The organism is Marinobacter sp. NSM, assembly GCF_052380025.1.
Classification (GTDB): domain Bacteria; phylum Pseudomonadota; class Gammaproteobacteria; order Pseudomonadales; family Oleiphilaceae; genus Marinobacter.
Window position 1 is genome coordinate 266,473 of record NZ_JBQTCK010000003.1, and the last position, 22,283, is coordinate 288,755.

Annotated in this window: 23 protein-coding genes; 12 read left to right on the forward strand and 11 right to left on the reverse strand. The window is 59.6% G+C overall.

Going from position 1 to position 22,283, the window contains the following annotated elements; all coding sequences use genetic code 11:
• Window positions 1-16: 16 nt before the first annotated feature.
• Genes ACTZWX_RS08875 through ACTZWX_RS08885 form a run of 3 tightly spaced genes read right to left on the reverse strand, consistent with a single transcriptional unit; the run spans window position 17 to window position 2,383 of the window.
• Entirely contained in the window at window positions 17-688 is a 672-nt protein-coding gene (locus tag ACTZWX_RS08875) for an ATP-binding cassette domain-containing protein (RefSeq protein ID WP_444713624.1), read from the reverse strand.
• Window positions 681-1,457 (reverse strand): ABC transporter permease, encoded by a 777-nt coding sequence (locus ACTZWX_RS08880; protein ID WP_444713625.1) that lies wholly within the window; start codon window positions 1,455-1,457, stop codon window positions 681-683. Before ACTZWX_RS08880 ends, ACTZWX_RS08875 begins: the two co-directional genes overlap by 8 nt.
• The gene (locus ACTZWX_RS08885) at window positions 1,454-2,383 is read right to left on the reverse strand and encodes an ABC transporter substrate-binding protein (RefSeq protein ID WP_444713626.1); all 930 of its coding nucleotides are present in this window, start codon (window positions 2,381-2,383) and stop codon (window positions 1,454-1,456) included. Before ACTZWX_RS08885 ends, ACTZWX_RS08880 begins: the two co-directional genes overlap by 4 nt.
• A gap of 365 nt (window positions 2,384-2,748) precedes the next feature.
• Between ACTZWX_RS08885 and ACTZWX_RS08890 the strand changes: the two genes are divergently transcribed.
• On the forward strand, window positions 2,749-3,426 hold the full coding sequence (locus tag ACTZWX_RS08890) for a response regulator (protein WP_444713852.1): 678 nt from the start codon (window positions 2,749-2,751) through the stop codon (window positions 3,424-3,426).
• Between the two features lie 15 nt (window positions 3,427-3,441).
• Here ACTZWX_RS08890 and ACTZWX_RS08895 read toward each other — a convergent pair whose 3' ends face one another.
• The 4 genes from ACTZWX_RS08895 to ACTZWX_RS08910 all read right to left on the reverse strand — a co-directional run bounded on the left by ACTZWX_RS08895 (window position 3,442) and on the right by ACTZWX_RS08910 (window position 9,771).
• Window positions 3,442-5,706 (reverse strand): NahK/ErcS family hybrid sensor histidine kinase/response regulator, encoded by a 2,265-nt coding sequence (locus tag ACTZWX_RS08895; RefSeq protein ID WP_444713853.1) that lies wholly within the window; start codon window positions 5,704-5,706, stop codon window positions 3,442-3,444.
• The gene (gene nosP, locus ACTZWX_RS08900) at window positions 5,690-6,850 is read right to left on the reverse strand and encodes a nitric oxide-sensing protein NosP (RefSeq protein WP_444713627.1); all 1,161 of its coding nucleotides are present in this window, start codon (window positions 6,848-6,850) and stop codon (window positions 5,690-5,692) included. Before nosP ends, ACTZWX_RS08895 begins: the two co-directional genes overlap by 17 nt.
• Before the next feature lie 255 nt (window positions 6,851-7,105).
• A complete protein-coding gene (locus ACTZWX_RS08905) occupies window positions 7,106-8,224 on the reverse strand; it encodes a porin (RefSeq protein WP_444713628.1) in 1,119 nt (372 codons plus the stop codon).
• A 179-nt stretch (window positions 8,225-8,403) separates the two neighbouring features.
• Window positions 8,404-9,771 (reverse strand): WS/DGAT domain-containing protein, encoded by a 1,368-nt coding sequence (locus ACTZWX_RS08910; RefSeq protein WP_444713629.1) that lies wholly within the window; start codon window positions 9,769-9,771, stop codon window positions 8,404-8,406.
• 348 nt (window positions 9,772-10,119) lie between these two features.
• On the opposite strand from ACTZWX_RS08910, the gene ACTZWX_RS08915 reads away from it, so the two are divergent.
• Both ACTZWX_RS08915 and ACTZWX_RS08920 read left to right on the forward strand, forming a co-directional pair.
• Window positions 10,120-11,043 carry an alpha/beta hydrolase gene (locus ACTZWX_RS08915; protein WP_444713630.1) on the forward strand — a complete coding sequence of 308 codons (924 nt, stop codon included), beginning with the start codon at window positions 10,120-10,122 and terminating at the stop codon, window positions 11,041-11,043.
• A 95-nt stretch (window positions 11,044-11,138) separates the two neighbouring features.
• Complete coding sequence (locus ACTZWX_RS08920; protein ID WP_444713631.1) at window positions 11,139-11,888, forward strand: FFLEELY motif protein; 750 nt, start codon at window positions 11,139-11,141, stop codon at window positions 11,886-11,888.
• A 6-nt stretch (window positions 11,889-11,894) separates the two neighbouring features.
• On the opposite strand, the gene ACTZWX_RS08925 is transcribed toward ACTZWX_RS08920, so the two are convergent.
• Window positions 11,895-12,173: a polyhydroxyalkanoic acid system family protein gene (locus ACTZWX_RS08925; RefSeq protein ID WP_444713632.1), complete on the reverse strand. Its 279-nt coding sequence runs from the start codon at window positions 12,171-12,173 to the stop codon at window positions 11,895-11,897.
• Window positions 12,174-12,289: 116 nt separating this feature from the next.
• Between ACTZWX_RS08925 and ubiE the strand changes: the two genes are divergently transcribed.
• The 9 genes from ubiE (at window position 12,290) to ACTZWX_RS08970 (ending at window position 18,431) form a co-directional block, all read left to right on the forward strand.
• Entirely contained in the window at window positions 12,290-13,072 is a 783-nt protein-coding gene (gene ubiE / locus ACTZWX_RS08930; RefSeq protein ID WP_444713633.1) for a bifunctional demethylmenaquinone methyltransferase/2-methoxy-6-polyprenyl-1,4-benzoquinol methylase UbiE, read from the forward strand.
• Window positions 13,072-13,713, forward strand: coding sequence for a ubiquinone biosynthesis accessory factor UbiJ (locus ACTZWX_RS08935; RefSeq protein WP_444713634.1), 642 nt, complete (start codon window positions 13,072-13,074; stop codon window positions 13,711-13,713). Before ubiE ends, ACTZWX_RS08935 begins: the two co-directional genes overlap by 1 nt.
• The gene (gene ubiB, locus ACTZWX_RS08940) at window positions 13,710-15,353 is read left to right on the forward strand and encodes a ubiquinone biosynthesis regulatory protein kinase UbiB (RefSeq protein ID WP_444713635.1); all 1,644 of its coding nucleotides are present in this window, start codon (window positions 13,710-13,712) and stop codon (window positions 15,351-15,353) included. Before ACTZWX_RS08935 ends, ubiB begins: the two co-directional genes overlap by 4 nt.
• A 28-nt stretch (window positions 15,354-15,381) precedes the next feature.
• Window positions 15,382-15,798, forward strand: a complete 417-nt coding sequence (gene hisI, locus ACTZWX_RS08945; RefSeq protein WP_444713636.1) for a phosphoribosyl-AMP cyclohydrolase — start codon at window positions 15,382-15,384, stop codon at window positions 15,796-15,798.
• 12 nt (window positions 15,799-15,810) lie between these two features.
• Window positions 15,811-16,140, forward strand: coding sequence for a phosphoribosyl-ATP diphosphatase (locus ACTZWX_RS08950; protein WP_354445991.1), 330 nt, complete (start codon window positions 15,811-15,813; stop codon window positions 16,138-16,140).
• Window positions 16,141-16,226: 86 nt separating this feature from the next.
• Window positions 16,227-16,457: a Sec-independent protein translocase subunit TatA gene (gene tatA, locus ACTZWX_RS08955; RefSeq protein ID WP_444713637.1), complete on the forward strand. Its 231-nt coding sequence runs from the start codon at window positions 16,227-16,229 to the stop codon at window positions 16,455-16,457.
• Between the two features lie 11 nt (window positions 16,458-16,468).
• Window positions 16,469-16,933: a Sec-independent protein translocase protein TatB gene (gene tatB / locus ACTZWX_RS08960; protein ID WP_444713638.1), complete on the forward strand. Its 465-nt coding sequence runs from the start codon at window positions 16,469-16,471 to the stop codon at window positions 16,931-16,933.
• On the forward strand, window positions 16,930-17,715 hold the full coding sequence (gene tatC / locus ACTZWX_RS08965; protein WP_444713639.1) for a twin-arginine translocase subunit TatC: 786 nt from the start codon (window positions 16,930-16,932) through the stop codon (window positions 17,713-17,715). The genes tatB and tatC overlap by 4 nt, the downstream gene beginning before the upstream one ends.
• Window positions 17,712-18,431, forward strand: coding sequence for a 16S rRNA (uracil(1498)-N(3))-methyltransferase (locus ACTZWX_RS08970; protein ID WP_444713640.1), 720 nt, complete (start codon window positions 17,712-17,714; stop codon window positions 18,429-18,431). The genes tatC and ACTZWX_RS08970 overlap by 4 nt, the downstream gene beginning before the upstream one ends.
• A gap of 20 nt (window positions 18,432-18,451) precedes the next feature.
• Here the strand turns inward: ACTZWX_RS08970 and ACTZWX_RS08975 are convergent, their stop codons facing one another.
• The 3 genes from ACTZWX_RS08975 to pepP are packed head-to-tail and all read right to left on the reverse strand — an operon-like array spanning window position 18,452 to window position 22,275.
• The gene (locus ACTZWX_RS08975) at window positions 18,452-19,675 is read right to left on the reverse strand and encodes an FAD-dependent monooxygenase (RefSeq protein ID WP_444713641.1); all 1,224 of its coding nucleotides are present in this window, start codon (window positions 19,673-19,675) and stop codon (window positions 18,452-18,454) included.
• Window positions 19,665-20,951 (reverse strand): 2-octaprenyl-6-methoxyphenyl hydroxylase, encoded by a 1,287-nt coding sequence (gene ubiH, locus ACTZWX_RS08980; RefSeq protein WP_444713642.1) that lies wholly within the window; start codon window positions 20,949-20,951, stop codon window positions 19,665-19,667. Before ubiH ends, ACTZWX_RS08975 begins: the two co-directional genes overlap by 11 nt.
• A gap of 4 nt (window positions 20,952-20,955) precedes the next feature.
• Window positions 20,956-22,275 carry a Xaa-Pro aminopeptidase gene (pepP, locus tag ACTZWX_RS08985; RefSeq protein ID WP_444713643.1) on the reverse strand — a complete coding sequence of 440 codons (1,320 nt, stop codon included), beginning with the start codon at window positions 22,273-22,275 and terminating at the stop codon, window positions 20,956-20,958.
• Window positions 22,276-22,283: the final 8 nt, after the last annotated feature.

Here is a 22,283-nt window from a genome sequence, read left to right on the forward strand (position 1 = left end):
GCTGGCTTACCCGGGTTCAGGCGCCGGTCACGTCTACTCGTCGCAGTTGCTCCAGTAACTCCGGCACAGCACCGGACTCCACAACCCGGTCATCCCATTGCAACCGGGCAGGCTTACCATCCAGATACCAGAGCCGGTTTGCCAGTAATTTTGCATCGCCACTGTCGTGCGTCACGCAGATCATGGCCATTGCCGGGCTTTCGTCCAGTATGCGGGCAATCAGCTGTTTCAGGTCACCGGCCATGACCGGGTCGAGCGAGGCGAAGGGCTCATCCAGCAGCAACAGATCCGGCTTGACCGCCAGACACCGGGCCAAAGCGGCACGGCGGGCCATACCCAGGGAAAGCTGATCCGGCAGGTACTTGCCATAACCGGCCAGGCCTACCTGACCCAGGAGATTCTCCGCCTCTTCATGACTTGCACCCACCAGGCGGAGGTTGGCATTCAAACTGCGCCAGGGCAACAGCCGATGCTCCTGAAACAGGTATCCCACTCGCAATGAGTCGCGGCCCCGCACGGCGCCGGCCGGCATTGTGCGGTCCAGGCCGGCAATGGCATTGATCAGCGTGGTCTTGCCGATACCGGATGGTCCCAGCAAGCAGATGCGATCACCACGCTCGACGGTGGCAAACACTTCGCCCAGCACCGGCTGGGCATAGTCTCGCCCGCGTATTCTCAGCTCAAGCATGGGCTTGCTCCGGTTGTCGCCAACGGTTGGCCCGTCGCTCCACAGGCTGCAACAGCCCCAGCTCAATCAGTTGCACAACGGCGATGAACGCCAGGCTATAGGCCAGAATGGCTGCAACGTCGAACACCTGGAAAGCCAGGTGCAACTGAAAACCGACACCACTGGAACGCCCCAGCAGCTCCACCACCAGAACGATTTTCCAGATCAGCGACAGCCCGCCCCGGGTAGCCGCCATCAGATAAGGGAAAAGCTGCGGCACCCACACCTCACGGAGCCTCTGCCAGCGGGTAAATCCGTAGACCGTGGCCATCTGCTCCAGACGGTAGTCCAGGCTGCGGGCTCCCTCTCGCACGGTGACGGCGACGTTCGGGATCTTGTTGACGACCACCGCCATCACTGCCGCCACCTCCACCAGCCCGAACCAGACGTACATCAGGATGATGGTAACCAGCGCAGGCAGATTCAAAAGCAACACCAGCATCGGGTCAAACAGTGCGTTTGCGGTGCCCGAACGTCCCATCACGATGCCAATAAACGTCCCCAGCAGCATCGCCAGGGTAAACGCCACGGCAACCCGCGCCAGCGTGGCCCCCAGATGAAACCAGAGCTGACCACCCCGCGCCTCCTCCATCAAGGTGTCCAGCACCTGCATTGGCCCGGGTAACAATGGCGTTGCCAGGTGCCAGGCAAACAGGCCCCAGAACACGACAAACAGCGGCAGCACCAGCCAGTAACTCCAGACAGGCGGGCGACCTGTCCGGTTGCTCATGGCCGGCTCCGGTAGAACAGTTCTTCAGGCATCAGAGCCCCGGCATCAGCGCCCGTCAGCACCAACAGCCTCTGAAGATCGGCACGGCGTTGCGCGGTCATAGGCGCCGGAGTTCCCGCGACAAAGCCATCCCGAAGTGCCTCGAACACCGCGTCTGTGGATTGTCCCATTAGCGGCCGCAAACGCTGCCAGTGCGATGGTTCACCGGCCAGCTCGGCTTTTGTCTGTTGCAACGAACGGGCAAAGCTTTCAATCAGCCCGGCATGCTGTTGTGCCCACGCCTCGGGAAACACATACCCCAGCACCGGCAGGTTCGGATCCAGGTCCAGCGCTCCGAGGAGATCGGCCATTCCGAAGGCCGAGCGCCAACCCCCCTCGCCTCTGAGCCGGGCAGAGAAGTGCCAGTAGGTAACGATAGCGTCAACCTGGCCACGTTTTAATGCCTGGTTCAGCAGTGGCGGGGCCGCATACTGCACCCGGGCATCCTTGCTGAGATCAATGCCTTGGTTCGCCGCCACCCGGTTCAGCAGCACCCAACCCTTGCTGTCCGGGCCACCGGCTACCCCGATGCGTTTTCCGGCCAGGTCTGCCACCGAGCGGACAGCCGACGTTTCAGGCACCACGATATCGCCAATCTGGGATGAGAAGGGCACATACCGGTAAGGGGTGCCGGCTGTGAATCGCGACTGCGCCCAGAGCAAATCAGCCACCGCGCCATCCACGGAACCACTGGTGACCGCCAGGCGGGACGCCGGCAGATTGGCTACCAGTTTCAGATCAAGCCGGTAGCCGTTCTGCTGGTCCAGTTTCCGGTGCTGAAGATGATCCAGCTCCCAGTGGGCGGTACCAAACTGGAGCACACTGATGGTAACAACCGGCAAATCCGCCGGTTCACTGGAATAGCCATTGTCGGGGGACAGCAGCAAAACCGTGGCGAACACCAGGCTTAGGGCGCGGGAGGTTCGGGCTAACCACCACCTGAGGCCCGGCTGTGCAGTTTGGGTTATTTTTGTGTGATGCTTCATAGCACCACGATACGAAGCCGTCAGCCCTTCAAGAATAGTACTTTGGTGCCTGTTTTTTGGTGCGATGGTCGCATTCAACCCCAGGTTAATATGGCGTGTAATGAGATCATCACAATAATAAACGGAAGGTGCTCTTGCCCAGGCAGACACCTTCTGCACAGGAGGCCGCCATGTTAACCGAGCTTGATGCCGCACTCTCGTCGGAAAAACGCTATGATGATCCCGACACCATCCCCGATGACGACAACAAACAGGCAGAAACATCCATGGAGCCGGCGTACAAGATTCTGATTGCCGACGACCACCCCCTGTTCCGGGAAGCGATCAGCAGTGTGATCGCCTCAGGATTCGAGGGCAGTGACATTATCGAAACTGATGACCTGGACAGCGCGCTGGAAATCACCCGGGAGAACGACGACCTCGACCTCATCCTGCTGGATCTGAACATGCCTGGTATGCACGGCCTGAACGGACTCATCACCCTGCGTAACGAGGCGCCAACCATTCCGGTGGTCATCGTTTCTGCTGAGGAAGACAAACAGGTGGTTCTGCAGGCGATCACTTACGGCGCGGTGGGTTTCATCACCAAATCCTCACCCCGGGCCCAGATGACTGAAGCCATCCAACAGATCCTGAATGGCAATGTATACCTGCCGTCAGACATCATCCGCACCGGCAAGGAAAGTAACAGCCGCAGAGCCCGGCACGAAGATAACCCCATTTCTCCGGAACTACTCAATTCCCTGACCCGCAGGCAGTTACTGGTGCTGGAAAGAATGTCTAAAGGCGAGTCCAACAAGCAGATTGCCTACAACCTGAACATTGCCGAAACGACGGTGAAGGCCCACGTCTCGGCGATTCTGCGCAAACTCGGTGTGCACAACCGGGTACAAGCCATTTTGTCCGCCACCGACGTGGATTTCAGCCAGTATCTGAAGCGTTGATCTGTCTTGTGGGGCTCAGCCACTCAAGACATGATTAAGCACCGCTCTTAATTTCAATGGCTTGACCGGCTTGTTCATCAACAGATACCCCAGCTCGCGGATGTGCTGCTTCAGTTCGTTGGAGTAATTGGCAGTAATCATCAACACCGGCGCAGGCTGACTGCGCCGGGCATTGATCTCGGCAACCGCATCCACACCATTCTCATCGTTATCCAGGTGGTAATCCGCCAGAATCAGGTCTATCGGTGCCCCGGCAATATCCACTTTGGCGTCAAGATCCGGCACAGATACCGCAGTCACTACCCGGCAATCCCAACCCTCCAGCAGGGTTTTCATACCCTCGCAGATGGCCAGATCGTTATCGATAACCCACACCCTGGCGCCGGACATGCCACGATCCACCTCGAGCGCCTGCGTGTCAGTGGCCGCCGCCGGTGAAGGCTGCAATTGCCCAAGCGGCACTCGCACGCTGAACACCGAGCCTTTACCCTCTTCCGACGCCACAGACACCTCGTGCCCAAGCATCCGGGATATCTTGTCGACGATCGCAAGTCCCAGCCCAAGCCCCTTGTCGGCCTGGGAACCACTTGGGCGAATACGCTTGAACTCCTGGAAAATCTCGGTCAGCTTGTCCTCGGGAATGCCCGGGCCGGTGTCACACACCTGCAGCAAGACGTGATCATCCCGGCGGCGAACACCCAGCAGGATGCGCCCCTGGCCAGTGTAACGGATCGCATTGGTCAGGAAGTTTCTTAGGATCCTGGCCAACAGTTGGGAGTCGGATCTCACCACCGCCGAAGACGGCACGAAATCCAGCCTCAGCCCCTCTGCCAGAGCCATCTGACGAAATTCCCGGGCAATATTGTTGAGCAGATCGCGCAGGTCAAACGCGGTCACGTCTGGTTTGATCACCCCGGCGTCCAGTTTGGAGATATCCACCAGTGTGCCCAGCAAGTTCTCGACGTCGTCCAGCGAGGTGCTGACGGAACGCACCAGGCCCTCCGCCCGGGGGCCGAAGCTTTGCTCCTGCAAGGCGCTGGTAAACAGACGGGCCGCATTCAGCGGTTGCAGCAGATCGTGACTGACGGCGGCCAGAAACTTGGTTTTCGACAGGTTGGCACGTTCAGCTTCCAGTTTGGCGTCCCTGAGGCGCGCCTCAACTGCTGCGCGTTCCAAGATCTCCTGGCGAAGCTGGGCGTTGAGACCGGTCAGTGCCGCCGTGCGCTCCCGCACCCGCTTCTCCAGGTTGTCGTAGGCCTGTTCCAGAGCCAGCGCGGTTCTCCGGCGGTCGGTGATATCCCGAATCAGTACAAAGAAGCCGACCACTTCGCCATTGTCGTCAACGTTGGGCACGTAGGATCTGAGCATGTACCGCTGCTCACCCCGAACACCGGTTTCGTCGAACTCAAAAGTCACACTACGGCCTTCCATAACCTCCAGAATCTGGGGCAGCAGCCGCTGGTAAAACTCAGATTCGTGCACCTCGTCCAGGCGCATACCCAGGGGCGACTGCCCGGGGCGGCCGTACCAGGCCTGATATACCTTGTTGCAGAACTGCACAGTTAAATCCGCACCCACATACGCAATCAACGCGGGCACATGATCGGTCACCACGCGAATCCAGCGCTCGCTTTCTTCCAGCGCCTTGATACGACGAGCCATTTCGCTGTTCTTGACGTCGGTGATATCAGAATACAGCACCACCAGCCCGCCTTCCCGGGTGGACCTTTCGGTCATCTGAACCCAGCGGCCGTTGGATAACAGGAACACGGTGCCCTCGGCATCTTCGTGGCTGTGCTCCTCCACGATCAGCCCGGAGCTCAACGCCTTCGATTTCACCTCGTCTATCGGAGTGCCTGGCTCGGGCACCGGCACGCCGGCGTGCCGCCAGTAACTCCGGAAACGGCTATTGGTCTGAATCAGGCAGTGGTTGTGGTCGAACAGCACAAAGCCGTCGGCAATGCTTTCAATGGCGTCGTTCAGACGCTGGCGCGAAGTTTCGGCCTCTTCCCGGGCCCGAATCAAGGCCTTGTTACTGGCCTTCAGTTCTTCCATGGTCAGGTTCAGGGCTTCCGTGCGCTCACGCACCTGCTCGGCCAGAATGACCGAATGCTCAAACGCCGCGTAGGGCTCTGGCTTGTGGGCTGAACCAGACTCCACGCGAACAATCAGAGCATCCCGAATGTCCCGCAGGCGCCGGTTCTCAGCTTCCAGTTCCGCAATTCGCTGGTCTTTGTCGGACTGACCGGGAGCCCCGGGGAGGTCAGTTACTGAGCTCAGGCTGGCCAATGACCACCCCCGTAAAAGTCTGGTTGATGTGCATACCGTTAAACTGCTCGCCGTAGGTGTTAAACCCCACCACACGGTGCGCCCTGAGGAATTCGGAAACCGCCTCGCCCTGGCCGGTCAGCTCCGCCTCGAGCCGGCGCAAAAAGCAGTCACAACCCAGGGTAATCAGGGGCGTACCCACGACCCGCTCAGAGGCTTCAATCTGGGTCCGGACACTGTCCAGAAGCGAGCCTGGTGCCATGGCGGTCATCACAATGCCAGTCTCCACGGCGCAATAGAATGTGAGACTGCGATCAGGATTGACTCTCTGGATGGAGCGAACGAAATAGTTCCCTCCCACACGAACACCCAACGGCCGCAGGGCAAACACCTTGCGGTCCAGCTCATCCGGGGAAACTCCCACAGCCCGGGCGTATACTTCTGCGGCCGGTTCCGCGTTTAACTCGTAAACGGTCCGACTTTGCGGACAAGCCCGGGTAACCACCAGTTTCTCATCCAGTGGTTCCATGTGGTGGGTCGAGAACACCCGGAAATCCAGCGGGGTATTGACCAACATGACGGTTGCCGCCCCGCAGTGAAATTCACCATCGTAATAAACGTGGGTATCGGCCAGGCGCTCATCATCCCCTGCAGAACCGCCAAACTGGGGAATAGTGCCCAAGGCCGCATTAAGGGTCGCCAGTACCAGCTCTTCACGACTGGAAAGCCCGTCGAGCAAGGTAATGGCGAAGGTATTGCCTTTGACCGGCGCCAGGTTTGCATCCCGACAGGTGGTCAGCATCTGGTCAATAACACCCTGGGCATCCTGCAGGGTGAACCGGTCCAACTCGCGAATCAGCGCGCAATCGATCGCAAAATACCGTGCGTCGAAGCCGATGGCACTGATGCAGCCACGGCCATATCCCTGTTCGGTAATCTCACCGGCCGAGGTGCAGCCATAGACGCGCACGCCAGCAAAGGCTTTCTGTAGAGCAGGGCCCAGTTTCCGCAGGTCGTACTCAACCGAGCAGAAAAACAGCACGCAACCCAGGTTGTCGTGCATGAGCTGTTCGGCAAGCTCAGCAGCTGCCAGCTCTGGCTCGCGAACACTGGAACTGGCCACTCGCACGGCGGGTAACTGACTGACTGGCTTCATCGGTAGCCTGCTCGGAGTACGGGAATCTGATAACGATTCTACGCCTCCTGAACTACCAGCCAATGCAACTTCAGTGCACTTTGTCGGCGCGCCAAATCTTCCGTAAGCCATTGATTATTTACCTCTTGAATCAATGTCCGGCGACGCAGCCAGGTTTTGGCAAGAGCAAACCGGCACTTTAGTCTGAGACGGCCATCGCAAGCACACCGGCATCCTGCCAGGTGCCTGCGATGCCAACTACAGGAGGCAAGCCCCTCAGAACATTACAACGGCGCCTAAAGCCAGGGTGTTCGCATCTTCCGTTTTCGCACCGCTGGGTTTGGCCTTCTGTTCAAACATGTTGTACTCGGCCACCAGCTTGAAGTTGCTGTTTACATCGTGGAACACGGCCACAGACATGTTCTCGGTCTCGAAATTGCCCTGATCGGAGTCAGTCTCACCGTAAGACAGTACAAACCGGTTCGCGCCCAGCGTGTAAGACGCCTGAGCCAGGTAGCCATCAGCGTCTTCTTCGGATGCAAGACCAGCAGGAATGGTAGCCTCGTTGATCAGAATTGGCACATCACCCTTGGAGGTAAAACCAGAAGCCGCCAGCGATATTCCAGCGATAGACGCCTTTACACCATAACCAACGCCCTGGCTGTCGATCTTGGTCGTGGCGTTTTCCGAGCTCTGGTGGCGACCGTTCACCCAACCGGTCAGTGCCACACCATTCAGGTCAGCGCTATAGGTCACTTCCGCTTCAAAACGAGGGGCGGACTGCTCAGACTGGGCGCCCGGCGTAGTATTGGCAGGCTCAAAGATACCCGCGGCAACATTCAGCCCACCCATATCCGGTGAGCGATAGGTGATCTGCGCTGAAGGATTCGGGTAAGGGTATCCAGTACGAATATTCCCAAAGGACACACCAGTAGAGGCGGCTCCTGGAGAACCGAAGCCCATCAGAATCTCATCGAGGAAAATGTTAGAGCGAGCGTAGAGGCCAAAATCCTTACCAATCAATACCTGACCAAAACTACCGTCTACGGTAGCGTACAACTGACGCACGTCAATCGCGGTATCGGTTGGCGACTCCAAACCATCATTGATAGTACTCCAGAACGATGAACGCCCGCCCAATGTCAGGTCGCCCATCTCCTTGCTGAAATTGAAGCCGATGGTGTTCGGAAGAAAGCCCATCTTGACGTCTGAATTACGTACATCAGCCACTTTGTCATCACGGTTCACGTAAAACGCGTTGAAATAGCCATCCACCGAAAAACTGGTGCCGTCTTCGTTGTAAAGTTCAATCGCCGCATTGGCTCCGGCACTGACTCCCATGGCCGCCATCATGGCAATGGCCAACCCTGACTTTCTGAAGTTGTTGTTTTTCATACATCCCCCGGTTGTTTTTTTGGAAATCTGGGATCGGAGGGCCGGTTATCCGGCCGCTCCAGGCGAGGTCTGACGCCTGATTTCCATGGTCGGTGATGCAACAACAGGGTGGAATGCTTCCAGCGAGCAGGTTTTCTGCTCATTTGGGAGGCATCTGAAATGAAACTTTGGGAGTACGACTACGTGGAAAAACCACCCGGGAAGTGGTCCAGTTCAGACAAGCAGTCATCAAGAAATTCACGGGGGTTGGCCAGAATGGCCTCGTCCGCCACCACACCAAACTGCACCTGACCGGCATAGCTGACAATACTCACACCCAACCCGATATCGCCAGCCTGGGGTACCCAGAACATCTGCTCGGTGATGGCGCAACCGGCCAGGTAGCGGGTCTCCGGCGTGCCAGGCACATTGGAGACCACCGCCGAGGCCTTTCGGAAAAACAGGTCGGCCAGTGGTTTGCGGCCAACCTCAGGCAACAGGGCGGCGCTGGCGGCAAGCCCCCAGGCGATCCCCGGCTGCCAGCTCTTCTTGAGTTTGCGGGTTTCATGCTTGATGCGGAACAGCCGCTCAAGGGCGCTTTCGCCATCCACCGGCAAGGGCACAAACACCGTACCGAAACAGTTGCCGGGCTCGCCCTCTTCCGGTCGGATTCCCTCCGGCAACCGGGACCGTATATCCACCGGCACCGCCGCATGCATAACCGCATCATCCAGTTGTTGCGATGACATTCCAAGGCGCGGGCGTACCGCTGCCGCCACACAGGCCAGTAACACGTCGTTGATGGTGGTGTGGGTGGCCGAAGCAGCCGCACGAAAACGCTCAAGGGGTACCGGCTCAGACCACCGACAACTGCGCCGGCCCAGCAATGGCCGCCGAAGCTCCGAGGGAGTATCGGCCGGCTCCACCAGAAACTCGCTGAGCTCATGCACCATCCGGGCACTGACCTCCAGCACCCTGGCCGCTTGCCCCGCTCCGCCGGTGGGGCCTTCACCCGGTGTCGCCCCGGAACCCTGGCTTATCTGCCCAGCCATATTCCCCAACCATTGCTGGGCCGATGTTTTCCATCGCTCCAGTTGCGGCACCTCGGCGGCGCCATAAATGGCTGGATACTGCCGGGGCGATGGCGGGCAAAGCGTTGCGAAGATGCCCAGCAGGGACAAACCGTCGGCATAACAATGGTGCAGGCGCAGCAGCAGGGCCGCGCCCCCCTGGGCATTGGGCGCCAGCCAGAACTTCCAGCCCGGGCGATACCGGGGCAGGGGCTCGTTCAGCCGCGCCGACACCCAGTCCTGCAACTGATGCTGATCAAAGCGGTCAATCACCACATCAAGGTGGTGGGAAACGGAAAAGGTGGGGTCTTTTTGCCAGTACCAGGCCGGCGCTTTCCAGACCGGGCGACAGAGAAAGCGCTCCCAGGCTGTCCAGTACACATCCAGAAACTCCCGGAAGCGGCTGGCAGTGAGGCCGTCAACCCGAAGCATGATGGTGATGGTCATGGGGTTTTCCGGGCGTTCCAAAGCCAGCCAGGCCGAATCCGAAGGCAGCATGAGATGCGATTGCTCCTGGTTCAAACCTGATAGTCCCCGATGAATAACGTGCCCGGTAAGTAAAAAGCCAATCCCGCATTGTGCCAGAGTCCTTTACGGGGCTCCATCACCGTGCGTCGCCCGCAGCGTTACAAAAAATTACCTGTAAGTAACCCTTCGGCTCTATACTGGTTATATGTAATGATGCAATGGTTATAGAGAAGGACCACGATGCTGCGCGATTGGCTACAGATCTCCGGATATCCCGGCGGTAGTGCCACTAACTCGCCCAGCCAAACGCGGTACAAATGAAAGACCGGCACAACCAAAACCAATAACAGTCCATTGCAATGCCGGGGGAGATGAATCATGAAAGCCAGTCATGTTCGCAAACTGATCAAGCCTATCGAGAGCGCCTATTCTGAGATGTTCTCAGGCCGGGTTTACCGTGTTGGCAAAGGCGCCGTGTCGGTGCGTAATCACAGTGGCGCTGCTGAGCATACCGTCATTGGCGTACACGGCTTTCTGGAAAATCACTGCTACTTCACTCAGGCCTATGACGGCCCGACCACCGAACTGATTCTGCTCACCTGCAGCAACTACCACATCCCGGTAAACGGGGTAACGCCGGAGAGCCCGGACTGGGAAGTGCCCATAAAGCACCTGGAAGGTACCATCGAGTACGATGCCTGTATTCTGAACCAGGCACTGCAAAACCTGCCCAGCACCCGCAATATCCGGATCCACGGCCACTCCAGGGGTGGTGCGGTGATTCTTGAAGCCATCAAGCAGTGGCCGGAATTGTACGAAGATGTCGAAATTGTGCTGGAAGCGCCGGTGCTGCCCCAGGGCAAACTGCACGCCCTGGTGACCACGCTGCTGGAGCCGGTCAGCCACGGCATGTGGCCCTGGCTGATCCGCCTGATCAACAGCGCGCCGCAATCCGCCTACGGCCAGACTTTCTTCGGCAAGATGAACCCGCGAAAACGGCAACTGCTGAGTAAGCTGTTCTACGCCACCAAAGATCACCTGACCATCGTGCGCAACATCGAAAACATCATGGAATGGATGGTGCGCACAGACACTTCGGTGTACCAGCACGTGCGCCATGGCACGTTCCTGATCCCTGCCACTGATCGTATTCTGGACCGTAACGCCATGCTGGCCAGTGCCCGTACCAGCCCGACCAACATGCGCATCATCGAGACCGAAGCCCCCAGCCACTTCATCACACTGGACAGCAAGGAATGGGTGCCCGGGCTGGAAACCCTGCCCATTGCCGCCGAAGGCTGAACCTGAACAGGTGCAGCCCGGTTTCTGCTCCGCTAAACTGAGCGCCTTTTTCTGAGGCAATGCCTCTTGTCGCCCGGTTTTATTGGAGCCCCTGCATGTATCGTGAGCGCCTGGTCACAACGGAAGTGCATTCAGAAAACGCCCACCGGCTCAAACGGCTTCTGCTGGAATACCACGACTTTCGCCAGCTCAAGGCCACCCACCCATTGCTGGAAGACACCCGCCGCATCGCCGACTGGCAGGCAAAACGGCTTAAAGCCACGCACCAGGATCTCTACCAGAACCCCGGGTACCATACCGGCCTGGAATTTCTGCTGACCGATCTGTACGCCCCGGCCGGCATGACCCAGCGGGACGATAACATCGACCGCATCTTCCCGAAGATGGTGAAGTGGCTGCCCGACCACCTGCTGGGCACCTTTGCCGGACTGGTTGAACTCAATCTGGTGACCCAGAGCCTGGATCTTGAGCTGGCACAGTGGTTTGACCAGCAAAACCTGAGCACAACCACGATCACCACCCGCCATTATTGCGACGCATACCGGGCCAGTGGCCAGATGGCTATCCGCCACCGGCAACTGGAACTGGTGGCAGACACCGGCCAGCAACTGGACCGTTACGTGCGCAACCGCACCCTGGGCTGGCTGCTGTCGATGAGCCGGGGGCCGGCAGAGATGGCCGAACTGGGCGACCTGCACAGTTTCCTCCACCGGGGTTACAGTGCGTTCCGCAAGATGGAGGGTGTCGATGTGCTGATTGAGCGGCTGATTGGCCGGGAAAAACAGGTGATGGAGAACATACTGGCCGGCCACCCGGAACCCTTCTCGGTACCGGGCGACCTGTAACCCGGCTCAGGCCGTGAGAATCTGGTCCAGCTGGGAGTGAATTTCCTGCTCGATACGGGACTTGAACGGGCGAAGCATCAGCCCCAACTCCAGGCGGATGTGCAAATCACTGTCAGAGAGGTCCAGGTGGCCTTTTACCCCACTGCGCTTGAACGTCAGCAGGTCACCGTCCCACTGGTAATTGACATCGAACTGCTTCGACAGGTCTTTCGCCAGGGTTTCTGCCGCTTCTCGTGCGTGGGCTTTGTCCAGGGAGTGGGCGCGATGAATATCAATGACAGACATGGATCAGTTTTCTCGGTTGTTTGGAGACAGAATTACAGTGTAAGTCGGCAATAAACTTGTAGCCAACCCCTCAAAGGTTAGAATACCAACCTGAGATTCTGACAGGACCAACACCCATGAGCGAGCAGCAAGCACCGGGCACCCCCGGCAACGGCCAGGACGACGTCACCCACTTCGGGTTCCGCAACGTACCCAAGAGCCAGAAAGCCAGCCAGGTGGCCCAGGTTTTCCACAGCGTGGCCGGAAAATACGACCTCATGAACGATTTGATGTCGATGGGCATTCACCGGCTGTGGAAGCGGTTCACTATTGAGCTCAGCGGTGTTCGCCCGGGCCATCAGGTGCTGGACATTGCCGGCGGCACCGGTGACCTGACCATGAAGTTTTCCGATCTGGTCGGCCCCTCTGGCAAAGTGGTACTGGCCGATATCAACGCCTCCATGCTGCAGGTGGGCCGCAGCCGGCTGACCGACCGGGGCTACGCCGGCAACATCGAGTACGTGCAGGCCGACGCCGAGCACCTGCCGTTCCCCGACAACAGCTTCCAGGCGGTGTCCATCGCCTTTGGCCTGCGCAACGTCACCGACAAGGATCAGGCCCTGCGGGACATGGCCCGGGTACTGAAACCCGGCGGCAAGTTGATGGTACTGGAATTCTCCAAGCCCACCAATCCGCTGCTGAGTAAAGCCTACGACACCTATTCTTTCACCGCCCTGCCGTTGATGGGCCAGTTGATTGCCGGCGACAGTGAAAGCTACAAGTACCTGGCCGAGTCCATCCGCATGCACCCGGATCAGGAAACCCTGAAATCCATGATGGAAAAGGCCGGCCTGGTGAACTGCAAGTACTACAACATGACCGGCGGCATTGTTGCCCTGCACGTGGGAATCAAACCCTGATGTTCCCCGGCCCGACCCTTCTGTCCGCTGCCAGCGCCATCGTAGAGGTCGCGCTGAACCGGGCACTGGAGCTGGATACAGCGGGCCGCCAGGCTTTGCTGAATGCCCTGACCGGGCCGGCACAATTCAACATCAACGCACCGGTCTCGTTGACCTGGACCCTGGAGCGCGTAGGGGAGCAGGTTCAGGTACGCAGCCAGCCTGCCGACGCCCCGGAGCTGGTCATAACCGGCCGGCCCCTGGCCTTCGTTGCCCTCGCCCTGGGCGATGACCGGGTGTTTGCAGACGATCGGCTGAGCGTGCAGGGCAATACCGCTCTTGCTCACCAGCTGCAGCGCGCCCTGAACCAGCTGGAGCCAGACTGGGAAGCCGCCATGGCCCGGCACCTGGGCGACCTGCCCGCGCACTTTCTGGGCAAACGCATCCGCAGTGCTGTGCAATGGAGCCGGCAGGCGGCCAGTACCATGAACGCCAATCTGGAAGAGTATCTGCACGAAGAAAGCCAGGCTCTGCCCGGTCGCAGGGAGCTGGAAGCCACGTTCCAGGACATTGACCAGCTCAACCTGCGCACTGAACGCCTGGAAGCCAGACTGACGCAACTGGAAAGTACCGGCAGCGATAACGATACGGAGACCCTGTGACCCGCCTGCAACGCCTGTTCCGAATTGCCTGGGTATTCTGCCGCTACCGGCTCGACACGTTTCTGCCACTGGCGGAACTGCCTACCCCATTGAAGATTTTCTTCCTGCTGGCGCCGTGGCACCTGTTTCCCCAGCCAAAACTGAGCCGCGGTGACCGCCTGCGCCTGGCGCTGGAAGAACTGGGGCCAGTGTTTGTCAAATTCGGCCAGATTCTCTCCACCCGCCGGGACCTGCTGCCGGACGACATGGCCGAATCCCTGAAACAACTGCAGGACCGGGTGCCGCCCTTCCCCAGTGACCAGGCACGGGGCATCATTGAGAAGTCCCTCGGCGCATCGGTGTCGAAATTGTTCGCCGAGTTCAGTCCGGACCCGATGGCCTCTGCCTCCGTCGCCCAGGTGCATGCCGCTACCCTGCCCAATGGCCAGAAAGTGGTGGTCAAGGTACTGCGCCCGGGTATCGACAAGGTCATCCGCCAGGATCTGGGCCTGATGTACCTGATGGCGGGCCTGCTGGAGAAATACTGGTCCGAGGGCAAGCGCCTGCACCCGGTGGATGTGGTGGCCGATTACGACGCCACCATCCACGATGAGCTGGACCTGCAACGCGAAGCCGCCAATGCCAGCCAGTTGCGCCGCAACTTCGACAACTCACCGCTGATCTACATCCCGTTCATCGACTGGGACTACACCAGCAAATCCGTGCTGGTGATGGAGCGCATTCACGGCATCCCCATTGCCGATGTTGATAAACTGGAAGCGGCCGGCGTCAACATGAAAGTGCTGGCCGAAAAAGGCGTCGAGATTTTCTTCACCCAGGTGTTCCGGGACAGCTTCTTCCACGCCGACATGCACCCCGGCAACATTTTTGTCGACGTCTCCAACCCCGCGGACCCGAAATACATCGCCATTGACTTCGGCATTGTGGGCACCCTGGCGCCAGACGACCAGAGCTACCTGGCCCGCAACCTGCTCGCGTTCTTCCGCCGGGATTACCGCCAGGTGGCCCAGCTGCATATCCAGTCCGGCTGGGTACCACCGGATACCCGAGTGAATGAGTTCGAAGCGGCCATCCGTACCGTATGCGAGCCCATCTTCGAGCGCCCGCTGAAGGACATTTCCTTCGGCCACTTCCTGCTGCGGCTTTTCCAGACCGCCCGCCGCTTCAATATGGAAGTGCAGCCGCAACTGGTGCTGCTGCAGAAAACCCTGCTGAATGTTGAAGGCCTGGGCCGCCAACTGTACCCGGATCTGGATCTGTGGAGCACCGCCCAGCCCTTTCTGGAGAACTGGATGCGCCAGCGCATTGGCCCCGCTGGGCTGATCAAATCACTGCAAACGCACCTGCCCGCCTGGCTTGAACAGTCGCCGGAGATGCCGCAGCTGGTTCACGATACGCTATTGCAGCTTCGGGGGAGCGGCCCCACAGAAGAGCAGAACCGCGCTACTCTGGCGCTGATGAAAGAGCAGCAACAGCGCAGCGACCGCCGGTGGCGCCGGGGTTTCATTGCCGCCGTGCTCGCTGCCGCAGCCCTGGCTGGCACTCAGGAGCAGGCCACGCAGCTGATGGCCGATGCCCCCCTTTGGAGCTGGGCCTTGCTTGCACTGGCCGGCGCGGTCATGCTCCGGGGCAGCCGTTAAACGAATGGATTTATCAGGATTCACAAAAATGCAAGATTCCCCCGCTAACGTCGTACAGCCTGACTGGCTTAACGAGATTCGCTGGACAGACGACGGCCTGGTACCGGCCATCGCCCAGGATGCCGACAATGGCGACATTCTGATGATGGCGTGGATGAATGCCGAGTCGCTGAAGCTGACCGTTGAGGAAGGCCAGGCGGTGTACTGGTCCCGATCCCGGGGCAAACTCTGGCGCAAGGGCGAAAGCTCCGGGCACCAGCAGATACTGAGGGATATCCGGCTCGACTGCGACGCCGACGTCATTTTGCTGAAAGTGGAACAAAAAGGCGGTATTGCCTGCCATACTGGTCGGCGAAGCTGTTTTTACCGGACCCTGAAAGACGGCCAATGGGTCAGCGCCGAACCGGTTTTGAAAGACCCGAACGCCATCTACGGCAGTGATTGAGGAGCAGAGACCGTGAGTGATGTACTGGAACGCCTGGCCCAGGTACTTGAAGCCCGCAAGCAAGCCGACCCGGAAACCTCCTACGTGGCCAGCCTGCACGCCAAGGGGCTGAACAAGATTCTGGAGAAAGTGGGCGAAGAGTGCACCGAAACACTGCTGGCCGCCAAAGACGCCGAACAGTCCGGGAACACCCGGGATGTGGTGTACGAAACGGCCGACCTGTGGTTTCACAGCATGGTGATGCTGTCCCGGCTCGGGCTTGGGCCGAAAGATGTGATCGATGAACTGGCCAGTCGTTTCGACCTGTCAGGCCTTGAAGAAAAAGCGTCACGGAACTCGTAGAGAGGTACCCCTAACGGGGATTTCCGCGAACGGCCGCCGTTGGCGTACAATGTCATGGAACAGCAACAATTGAACGAGGAACCCTCATGGGTATCAGCATCTGGCAACTTTTAATCGTACTCGGCATCGTCATCCTGTTGTTCGGAACCAAGAAACTGCGCAACATCGGCAGTGATCTGGGCGGCGCGATTCGTGGTTTCAAGAAATCCATGAGTGACGAAGAAGAAAAATCCGCCGATCAGAGCACGCTGGAAGGCCAGCAGGCCGGGAAAACAGAGGCCTCGGCCGAAGAAAAGCCCCGGGAAAAGCAAAGCTGAGTACCGTCTGAATGTTCGATATTGGCTTCATTGAGCTGCTGATCTGCGGCATCATCGCGCTGCTTGTGCTTGGGCCCGAGCGCCTGCCTACCGCTGCCCGGGCTGCCGGCCGGTGGATTGGCGGCGCCCGGCGCATGGTGGGCCAGTTCACCTCGGAACTGGATCGCCAGCTCAAGGCAGAAGAACTGCGGGAAGAGCTCCGCAAGGCCGGCGACGTCGGCCTGGAGGATATGGAGAAAACCGTCCGCGGTGCACTCGATGAAGCCAGGAAATACGAGCACATGATCCTGCCAGACAGCGAGACCCGAAAACCACGGCCCGCACCGGCAACCCGAAGACTCGCCGGCGAGGATGGCACAAACCAGACTGCCGCCGAGTCTCCGCAACCCGCTCCGCAAGGCGACAGCGCCGATCACGAGACCAACGGCGAGGCCAGCAGCACAACATCAGAACGGCCTTCGGATAATCGTTCATGAGTGGTAACCCAGGCAGTAACCCGATCCCCCCTGAACAACAGGAAATGCCCCTGATCGAGCACTTGCTCGAATTGCGCAACCGGCTCCTGAAAATGGTGCTGGCGGTAATTGTGTGTTTTGCCTTTGTCTACCCGTTCGCCAACGACCTGTACCTGTGGCTGTCGTTACCACTGCGTGAACTGCTGCCGGTGGGCCAGACCATGATCGCCACCGACATCACCTCGCCGTTCTTCGCGCCCCTGAAACTGGCCCTGGTACTGGCAGTCTTTGCCGCCATTCCGGTGATTCTGTATCAGATCTGGAGCTTTATAGCGCCGGGCCTGTATGCCCATGAAAAACGCCTGGCGTTTCCTCTGCTGTTCACCTCAGTCATCCTGTTCTACGCCGGCGCCGCGTTTGCCTACTTCGTGGTGTTCCCGCTGGTGTTCGGTTTCTTCACCGCCATCGGGCCCGAGGGCATTGTCGAGCTGCCAGACATCAGCAGTTACCTGAACTTCGTTCTGAAAATGTTCTTTGCTTTCGGGGTGGCCTTCGAGATTCCCATTGCCACGGTGCTACTCATCCTCACAGGTGCCACCACGCCCCAGGATCTCGCCGCGAAACGCCCCTACGTGGTGGTAGCCTGCTTTATCATTGGCATGCTGCTGACCCCGCCCGACATTATTTCCCAGACCCTGCTCGCGGTGCCCATGTGGATTCTGTTTGAGTTCGGCATTCTGTTCGGGCGCCTGGCATACCGCCGTGTCGATGACGCCTCCGAGGGCGAGTCCGACTCCGCATGAATCTGGCGCTGCTGTTCGACGAAGACTTTACCGGAACAGACCGGGTGCTGCTCCGCGGTCGCCGCCTTGAACACCTGAGGACCGTACTCAAAGCCAGTACCGGCCACCAGATTCCGGTCGGCCGGGCCAACGGCGCCATGGGCACCGGTGAAATCCTGACCCTGACAGACACCGAAGCGGAGCTGAAGGTCACGCTAAGCCAGCGCCCACCACAGCCTCTGCCACTGACCCTGATCCTGGCCATGCCGCGGCCAAAGATGTTCCGCCGCGTGCTGCAGACCTGCGCGTCCTTGGGCGTGAAGGATATCTGGCTGATCAACAGCTACAAGGTGGAAAAAAGCTTCTGGCAAACTCCGTGGCTGTCAGACGACAACCTGAAGGAAAACCTGACACTGGGCCTTGAGCAGGCTAAAGATACGGTGATGCCACAGGTGCATATCCGCAAGCTGTTCAAACCCTTTGTGGAAGACGAACTACCGGCCCTGCTGGCAAATAAAATCGCACTGGTGGCGCATCCCGGCACCACCGCACCCTGCCCCGTTCACCTGAACGAGCCGGCAGCCCTGTGCATCGGGCCGGAAGGCGGTTTTACCAATTACGAAGTGGGCAAACTGGAAGAGGCCGGATGCCAGGGTGTGCATCTGGGGCCCCGCATTCTGCGGGTGGAAACGGCCGCGCCAGTGTTGATCAGCCGGCTGTTTGACGCCTGCGGCTGAGCTACCCGCAAAGCCGTCTCTTATTCCGTGATACCCATGGCTTCTGCCGCCACCCGATTCTTCAGCATGGGCAACTGGTTGAGCCAACGCATACCGGTATTCCGCAACCATCTGACTGGCAGTTCATCCCGGGCAAACAGCTGCTTGAAGCCTTCCATCGCCGCCATCATGGTGAGATTCTCCCCTTTCCGGCGACGCTGGTAGCGGGCCAGCACCAGGGCATCGTCCGGGGCCAGGTTGCGGGCCTTGGCCCGGGCCAACTCTTCCAGCAGGGCCCTCACATCGCCATAGCCCAGGTTGGCACCCTGGCCCGCCAGCGGGTGAATGGTGTGGGCGGCGTCCCCAACCAGTGCCAGGCCGTCGGTAACATAGTCCTTGGCGTGGCGCTGGCGCAGCGAGAAGGCAAAACGCCCGGAGACCTCCAGTACCTCACCCAGTTGCTGCTCAATGGCAACGCCTAACGCCTGCCTGAACGGTTCGGTGTCCAGCGCCATCAGGCGTTTGGCTTCCAGCGTATCCTGAGACCAGACAATCGAGCAGAAATGGTCATCGCCGGCTTCGTTCAGCAGCGGCAAAAAGGCCAGCGGTCCTGTTGGCGAAAAGCGTTGCCACGCGGTATAGCGGTGCGACTGACGGGTGCGAACCGTGCACACAATGGCCTGCTGGTCGTAATCCCATTCCCGCGTGGCCAGGCCACTCCATTGCCGCAAGCGTGACAGGGCGCCGTCGGCTCCCACCACAAGGCGGGCATTCAGATGCCGGCCGTCTTCCAGCTCAACGCCGTCACGGCCATGCCAGGCTTTCACCCGGACACCGTCAAACAGGGTAAGGTCACTGTCGGCCAGCTCTTTAAACAGCGCGCGCACAATGTTCCGGTTCTCAACAATGGTTCCCAGTGAACTGGCGTGCAGCTCCGCAGCATCAAAATGGATACGCCCGGTGCCGTCACCATCCCACACCGTCATCTGGCGATAGCCACAGTGGCGACTGCCCTGCACCCGCCGCCAGGCACCCAGCTCATCCAGCAGACGCTGGCTGGCCAGGGAGATGGCGCTGACCCGGGGCTCAAAGTCGTGCACATTCGTTGCCGGGGCCGCCGGTGCGAGCAACTCCGCTACCGGGGCGCCTTCAATTAAACCGACCTGCCAGCCCTGGCGGGATAGCCCCAGAGCCAGGGCCGAACCAATCATGCCACCGCCGACAATCAGGATGTCCATAGGCTGATTACCGGAATTACTGGTCATTGCGGGCAGGCTCCTTCAAACAATCAGCGCGGGAAACAACGGGTTTGCGGCCACCGGTGCCCATGGCTTTGCGGGCAAACCAGCGCTTGGCGCCGGGTAACAGATCAAGGCCCACCAGGCCAGCGTCCCGGGCGGCCGCCAGAGGTGGCAATGATTGCCCGAATACACGAATCAGGGAATCCGAAAACTGCACGGTTTGCTGCCAGTCCTGCCGGTGCAGGCGCTGGTACTCTCCCAGAATCGACAGATCACCCAGAGGCGTGCCTTGGTCCACCGCCCGCCGGAACTGCTCCACCAGAGTCATCAGCCCACGCAGGGCCAGGTTAAACCCCTGCCCGGCGACCGGGTGCAGCGCGTGGGCGGCATTACCCACCAGGGCAACGCCCGGGCGCACGGCTTCATCCACAGTGGTCAGTTTCAACGGGTAATGATGACACTCGCCTATCCGGGTAAAACGCCCCAGGCGCCAGCCAAAGCGCTCCTGCAGGGCCTGGCATCGCTGATCATCGGACAGCGCCAGTATCTGCTCCAGTGCGCTGTCGGTGAGCGTCCATACCAGGGCGGACTGGTTTGCCGCCGTCACCGGCGAACCATGGGGCAGCAAGGCCATGGGGCCCGCCTCGGTGAAGCGTTCGAAAGCGGTAAACCCGTGTGCGTCACTGGTGGAGACGTTGGCAATCAGGGCATTCTGACCGTAGTCCTCGGTGCGGGTCACAAACCCCAGCTGTTCCCGCAGGCCAGAGCGGCCGCCATCAGCCACCACCAGGCACTGCCCGGTCAGACTGTAATGTTCGTCACCCTTACGAATCTCGACACAAACACCACCAGGTATCGGCGTCATACCGGTAACTTCCGCCGGTGCCTGCCAGCTCACGCGGGTATCCAGCAGTGCCCGCATCAGGCTCAGACCCATCCAGCGGTTATCGGCAACATAGCCCAGGGCTGCCTGACCATGATCCTGCGCATGCAAACGGGTTGCGCCAAATCGCCCCCGGTCCGACACGTGGATGTGATGGATTGGTGTCGCATGTTCCGCCAGTACCGACCAAAGCCCAAGGTTTTCGAAGATCAGCCGTGAGCCCCAGGCCAACGCCGTGGAGCGTGCGTCGTAACTGGGCTGGTAGTCTTCGGGCAAAGCATCTGGCGATAGTGGAAAGGTTTCTACTACCGTTACCCGTAACTCCGGCACCACGCGCGCCAGCGCCAGCGCCAGGGTGGCCCCGGCCAGGCCGCCACCGGCAATGATCAGATCAGTATCGGTACGGGTGTCTGTCACAGTGTCAGTCCGCCATCAGCGCTTCGATCTCGGCAATGGTCTTTGGAACATCGCCGGTCAGAACACGGCAACCTTCTTTGGTGACCACCACATCGTCTTCAATGCGAATACCAATGCCTCGCCATTTGGCGTCTACATCGGCGTTGTCCGGCGCGATGTAGAGACCGGGCTCTACTGTCAGCGCCATGCCCGGCTCCAGTTCGCGCCAGGCATCGCCCACCTTGTAGTCGCCCACATCGTGAACATCCAGGCCCAGCCAGTGGCCGGTCCGGTGCATGAAGAAGGGCTTGTAGGCCTCGCCGGCAATGGCATCCTCAAGGGAGCCAGACAGCAGCCCCAAATCAATCAACCCCTGGGTAAGCACCTTCAGTGCCGCTTCGTGGGGATGGTTCCAGTGATTACCGGGCCGTACGGCATCAATCGCCGCGTACTGGGCCGCCAGCACCACTTCGTACAGGGCTTTCTGTTCCGGGCTGAACCGGCCGCTGACCGGGAAGGTACGGGTAATATCCGAGGCATAGCATTCCAGCTCGCACCCGGCATCGATCAACACCAGGTCTCCATCTTTCAGGGGCGCGCTGTTCTCAATATAATGCAGGATGCAACCGTTGGCACCGCCACCTACGATGGAAGGATACGCCGTCGAGCGGGCCCCGTGTTCCATGAAGGTGTGAATCAGCTCGGCTTCCAGGTTGTATTCATAACCGCCCCGGCGCGCCCGCTTCATGGCACGGCAATGAGCCTCGGCACTGATCTGACCAGCCTTGGCCATCACTTTCACTTCTGCCGCGCTCTTGTACAAACGCATGTCGTGCAGCAGGTGTTCCAGGGCCACAAACTCACCGGGGGGGTGGGCGCCTGCACGCACCTTGCTGCGGATAACCTTGACCCAGTCCATCACCCGGTTATCGAAGGCGTGGTCCTTGCCCAGCGGGTAATAGACCCGGCTGCGGCCTTCAATCATTCCGGGCAGGATGTCGTCGATGTCGGAAATCGGAAAGGCATCGTCCATACCGAAGCGCTCAATGGCGCCCTCCGGCCCCACCAGGAAACCATCCCACAGTTCTTTCTCCGGGTTCCGCTCTTTGCAAAACAGCACGGTTTCACCGTGCTCACGGCCGGGAATCAGAGCCAGCACTGCTTCGGGCTCACCGAAGCCAGTCAGATACTGGAAATCGCTGTCCTGGCGGAACGGATGCAACACATCCCGGTTTCTGACCCGTTCCGGGGCCGCCGGCAAAATAGCGATGCTGTCTGGTGCCATACGGTCCATCAACTTGCGCCGACGCTCAGCAAACTCTTTAACGGAAATCATTGAGGTCATGATGTCTC

Bases quoted from the DNA above. Each gene is read 5' to 3' on its own strand.
- ACTZWX_RS08920 (WP_444713631.1), top strand. From the start codon at position 11,139: ATGTATCGTGAGCGCCTGGTCACAACGGAAGTGCATTCAGAAAACGCC.
- ACTZWX_RS08880 (WP_444713625.1), bottom strand. From the start codon at position 1,457: ATGAGCAACCGGACAGGTCGCCCGCCTGTCTGGAGTTACTGGCTGGTG.
- ACTZWX_RS08925 (WP_444713632.1), bottom strand. From the start codon at position 12,173: ATGTCTGTCATTGATATTCATCGCGCCCACTCCCTGGACAAAGCCCAC.
- ACTZWX_RS08970 (WP_444713640.1), top strand. From the start codon at position 17,712: ATGAATCTGGCGCTGCTGTTCGACGAAGACTTTACCGGAACAGACCGG.
- ACTZWX_RS08935 (WP_444713634.1), top strand. From the start codon at position 13,072: ATGTTCCCCGGCCCGACCCTTCTGTCCGCTGCCAGCGCCATCGTAGAG.
- ACTZWX_RS08910 (WP_444713629.1), bottom strand. From the start codon at position 9,771: ATGCTGCCTTCGGATTCGGCCTGGCTGGCTTTGGAACGCCCGGAAAAC.
- nosP (WP_444713627.1), bottom strand. From the start codon at position 6,850: ATGAAGCCAGTCAGTCAGTTACCCGCCGTGCGAGTGGCCAGTTCCAGT.
- ACTZWX_RS08875 (WP_444713624.1), bottom strand. From the start codon at position 688: ATGCTTGAGCTGAGAATACGCGGGCGAGACTATGCCCAGCCGGTGCTG.
- ubiE (WP_444713633.1), top strand. From the start codon at position 12,290: ATGAGCGAGCAGCAAGCACCGGGCACCCCCGGCAACGGCCAGGACGAC.
- ACTZWX_RS08890 (WP_444713852.1), top strand. From the start codon at position 2,749: ATGGAGCCGGCGTACAAGATTCTGATTGCCGACGACCACCCCCTGTTC.
- ACTZWX_RS08975 (WP_444713641.1), bottom strand. From the start codon at position 19,675: ATGACCAGTAATTCCGGTAATCAGCCTATGGACATCCTGATTGTCGGC.
- tatB (WP_444713638.1), top strand. From the start codon at position 16,469: ATGTTCGATATTGGCTTCATTGAGCTGCTGATCTGCGGCATCATCGCG.
- ACTZWX_RS08905 (WP_444713628.1), bottom strand. From the start codon at position 8,224: ATGAAAAACAACAACTTCAGAAAGTCAGGGTTGGCCATTGCCATGATG.
- pepP (WP_444713643.1), bottom strand. From the start codon at position 22,275: ATGACCTCAATGATTTCCGTTAAAGAGTTTGCTGAGCGTCGGCGCAAG.
- hisI (WP_444713636.1), top strand. From the start codon at position 15,382: ATGCAAGATTCCCCCGCTAACGTCGTACAGCCTGACTGGCTTAACGAG.
- tatC (WP_444713639.1), top strand. From the start codon at position 16,930: ATGAGTGGTAACCCAGGCAGTAACCCGATCCCCCCTGAACAACAGGAA.
- tatA (WP_444713637.1), top strand. From the start codon at position 16,227: ATGGGTATCAGCATCTGGCAACTTTTAATCGTACTCGGCATCGTCATC.
- ACTZWX_RS08915 (WP_444713630.1), top strand. From the start codon at position 10,120: ATGAAAGCCAGTCATGTTCGCAAACTGATCAAGCCTATCGAGAGCGCC.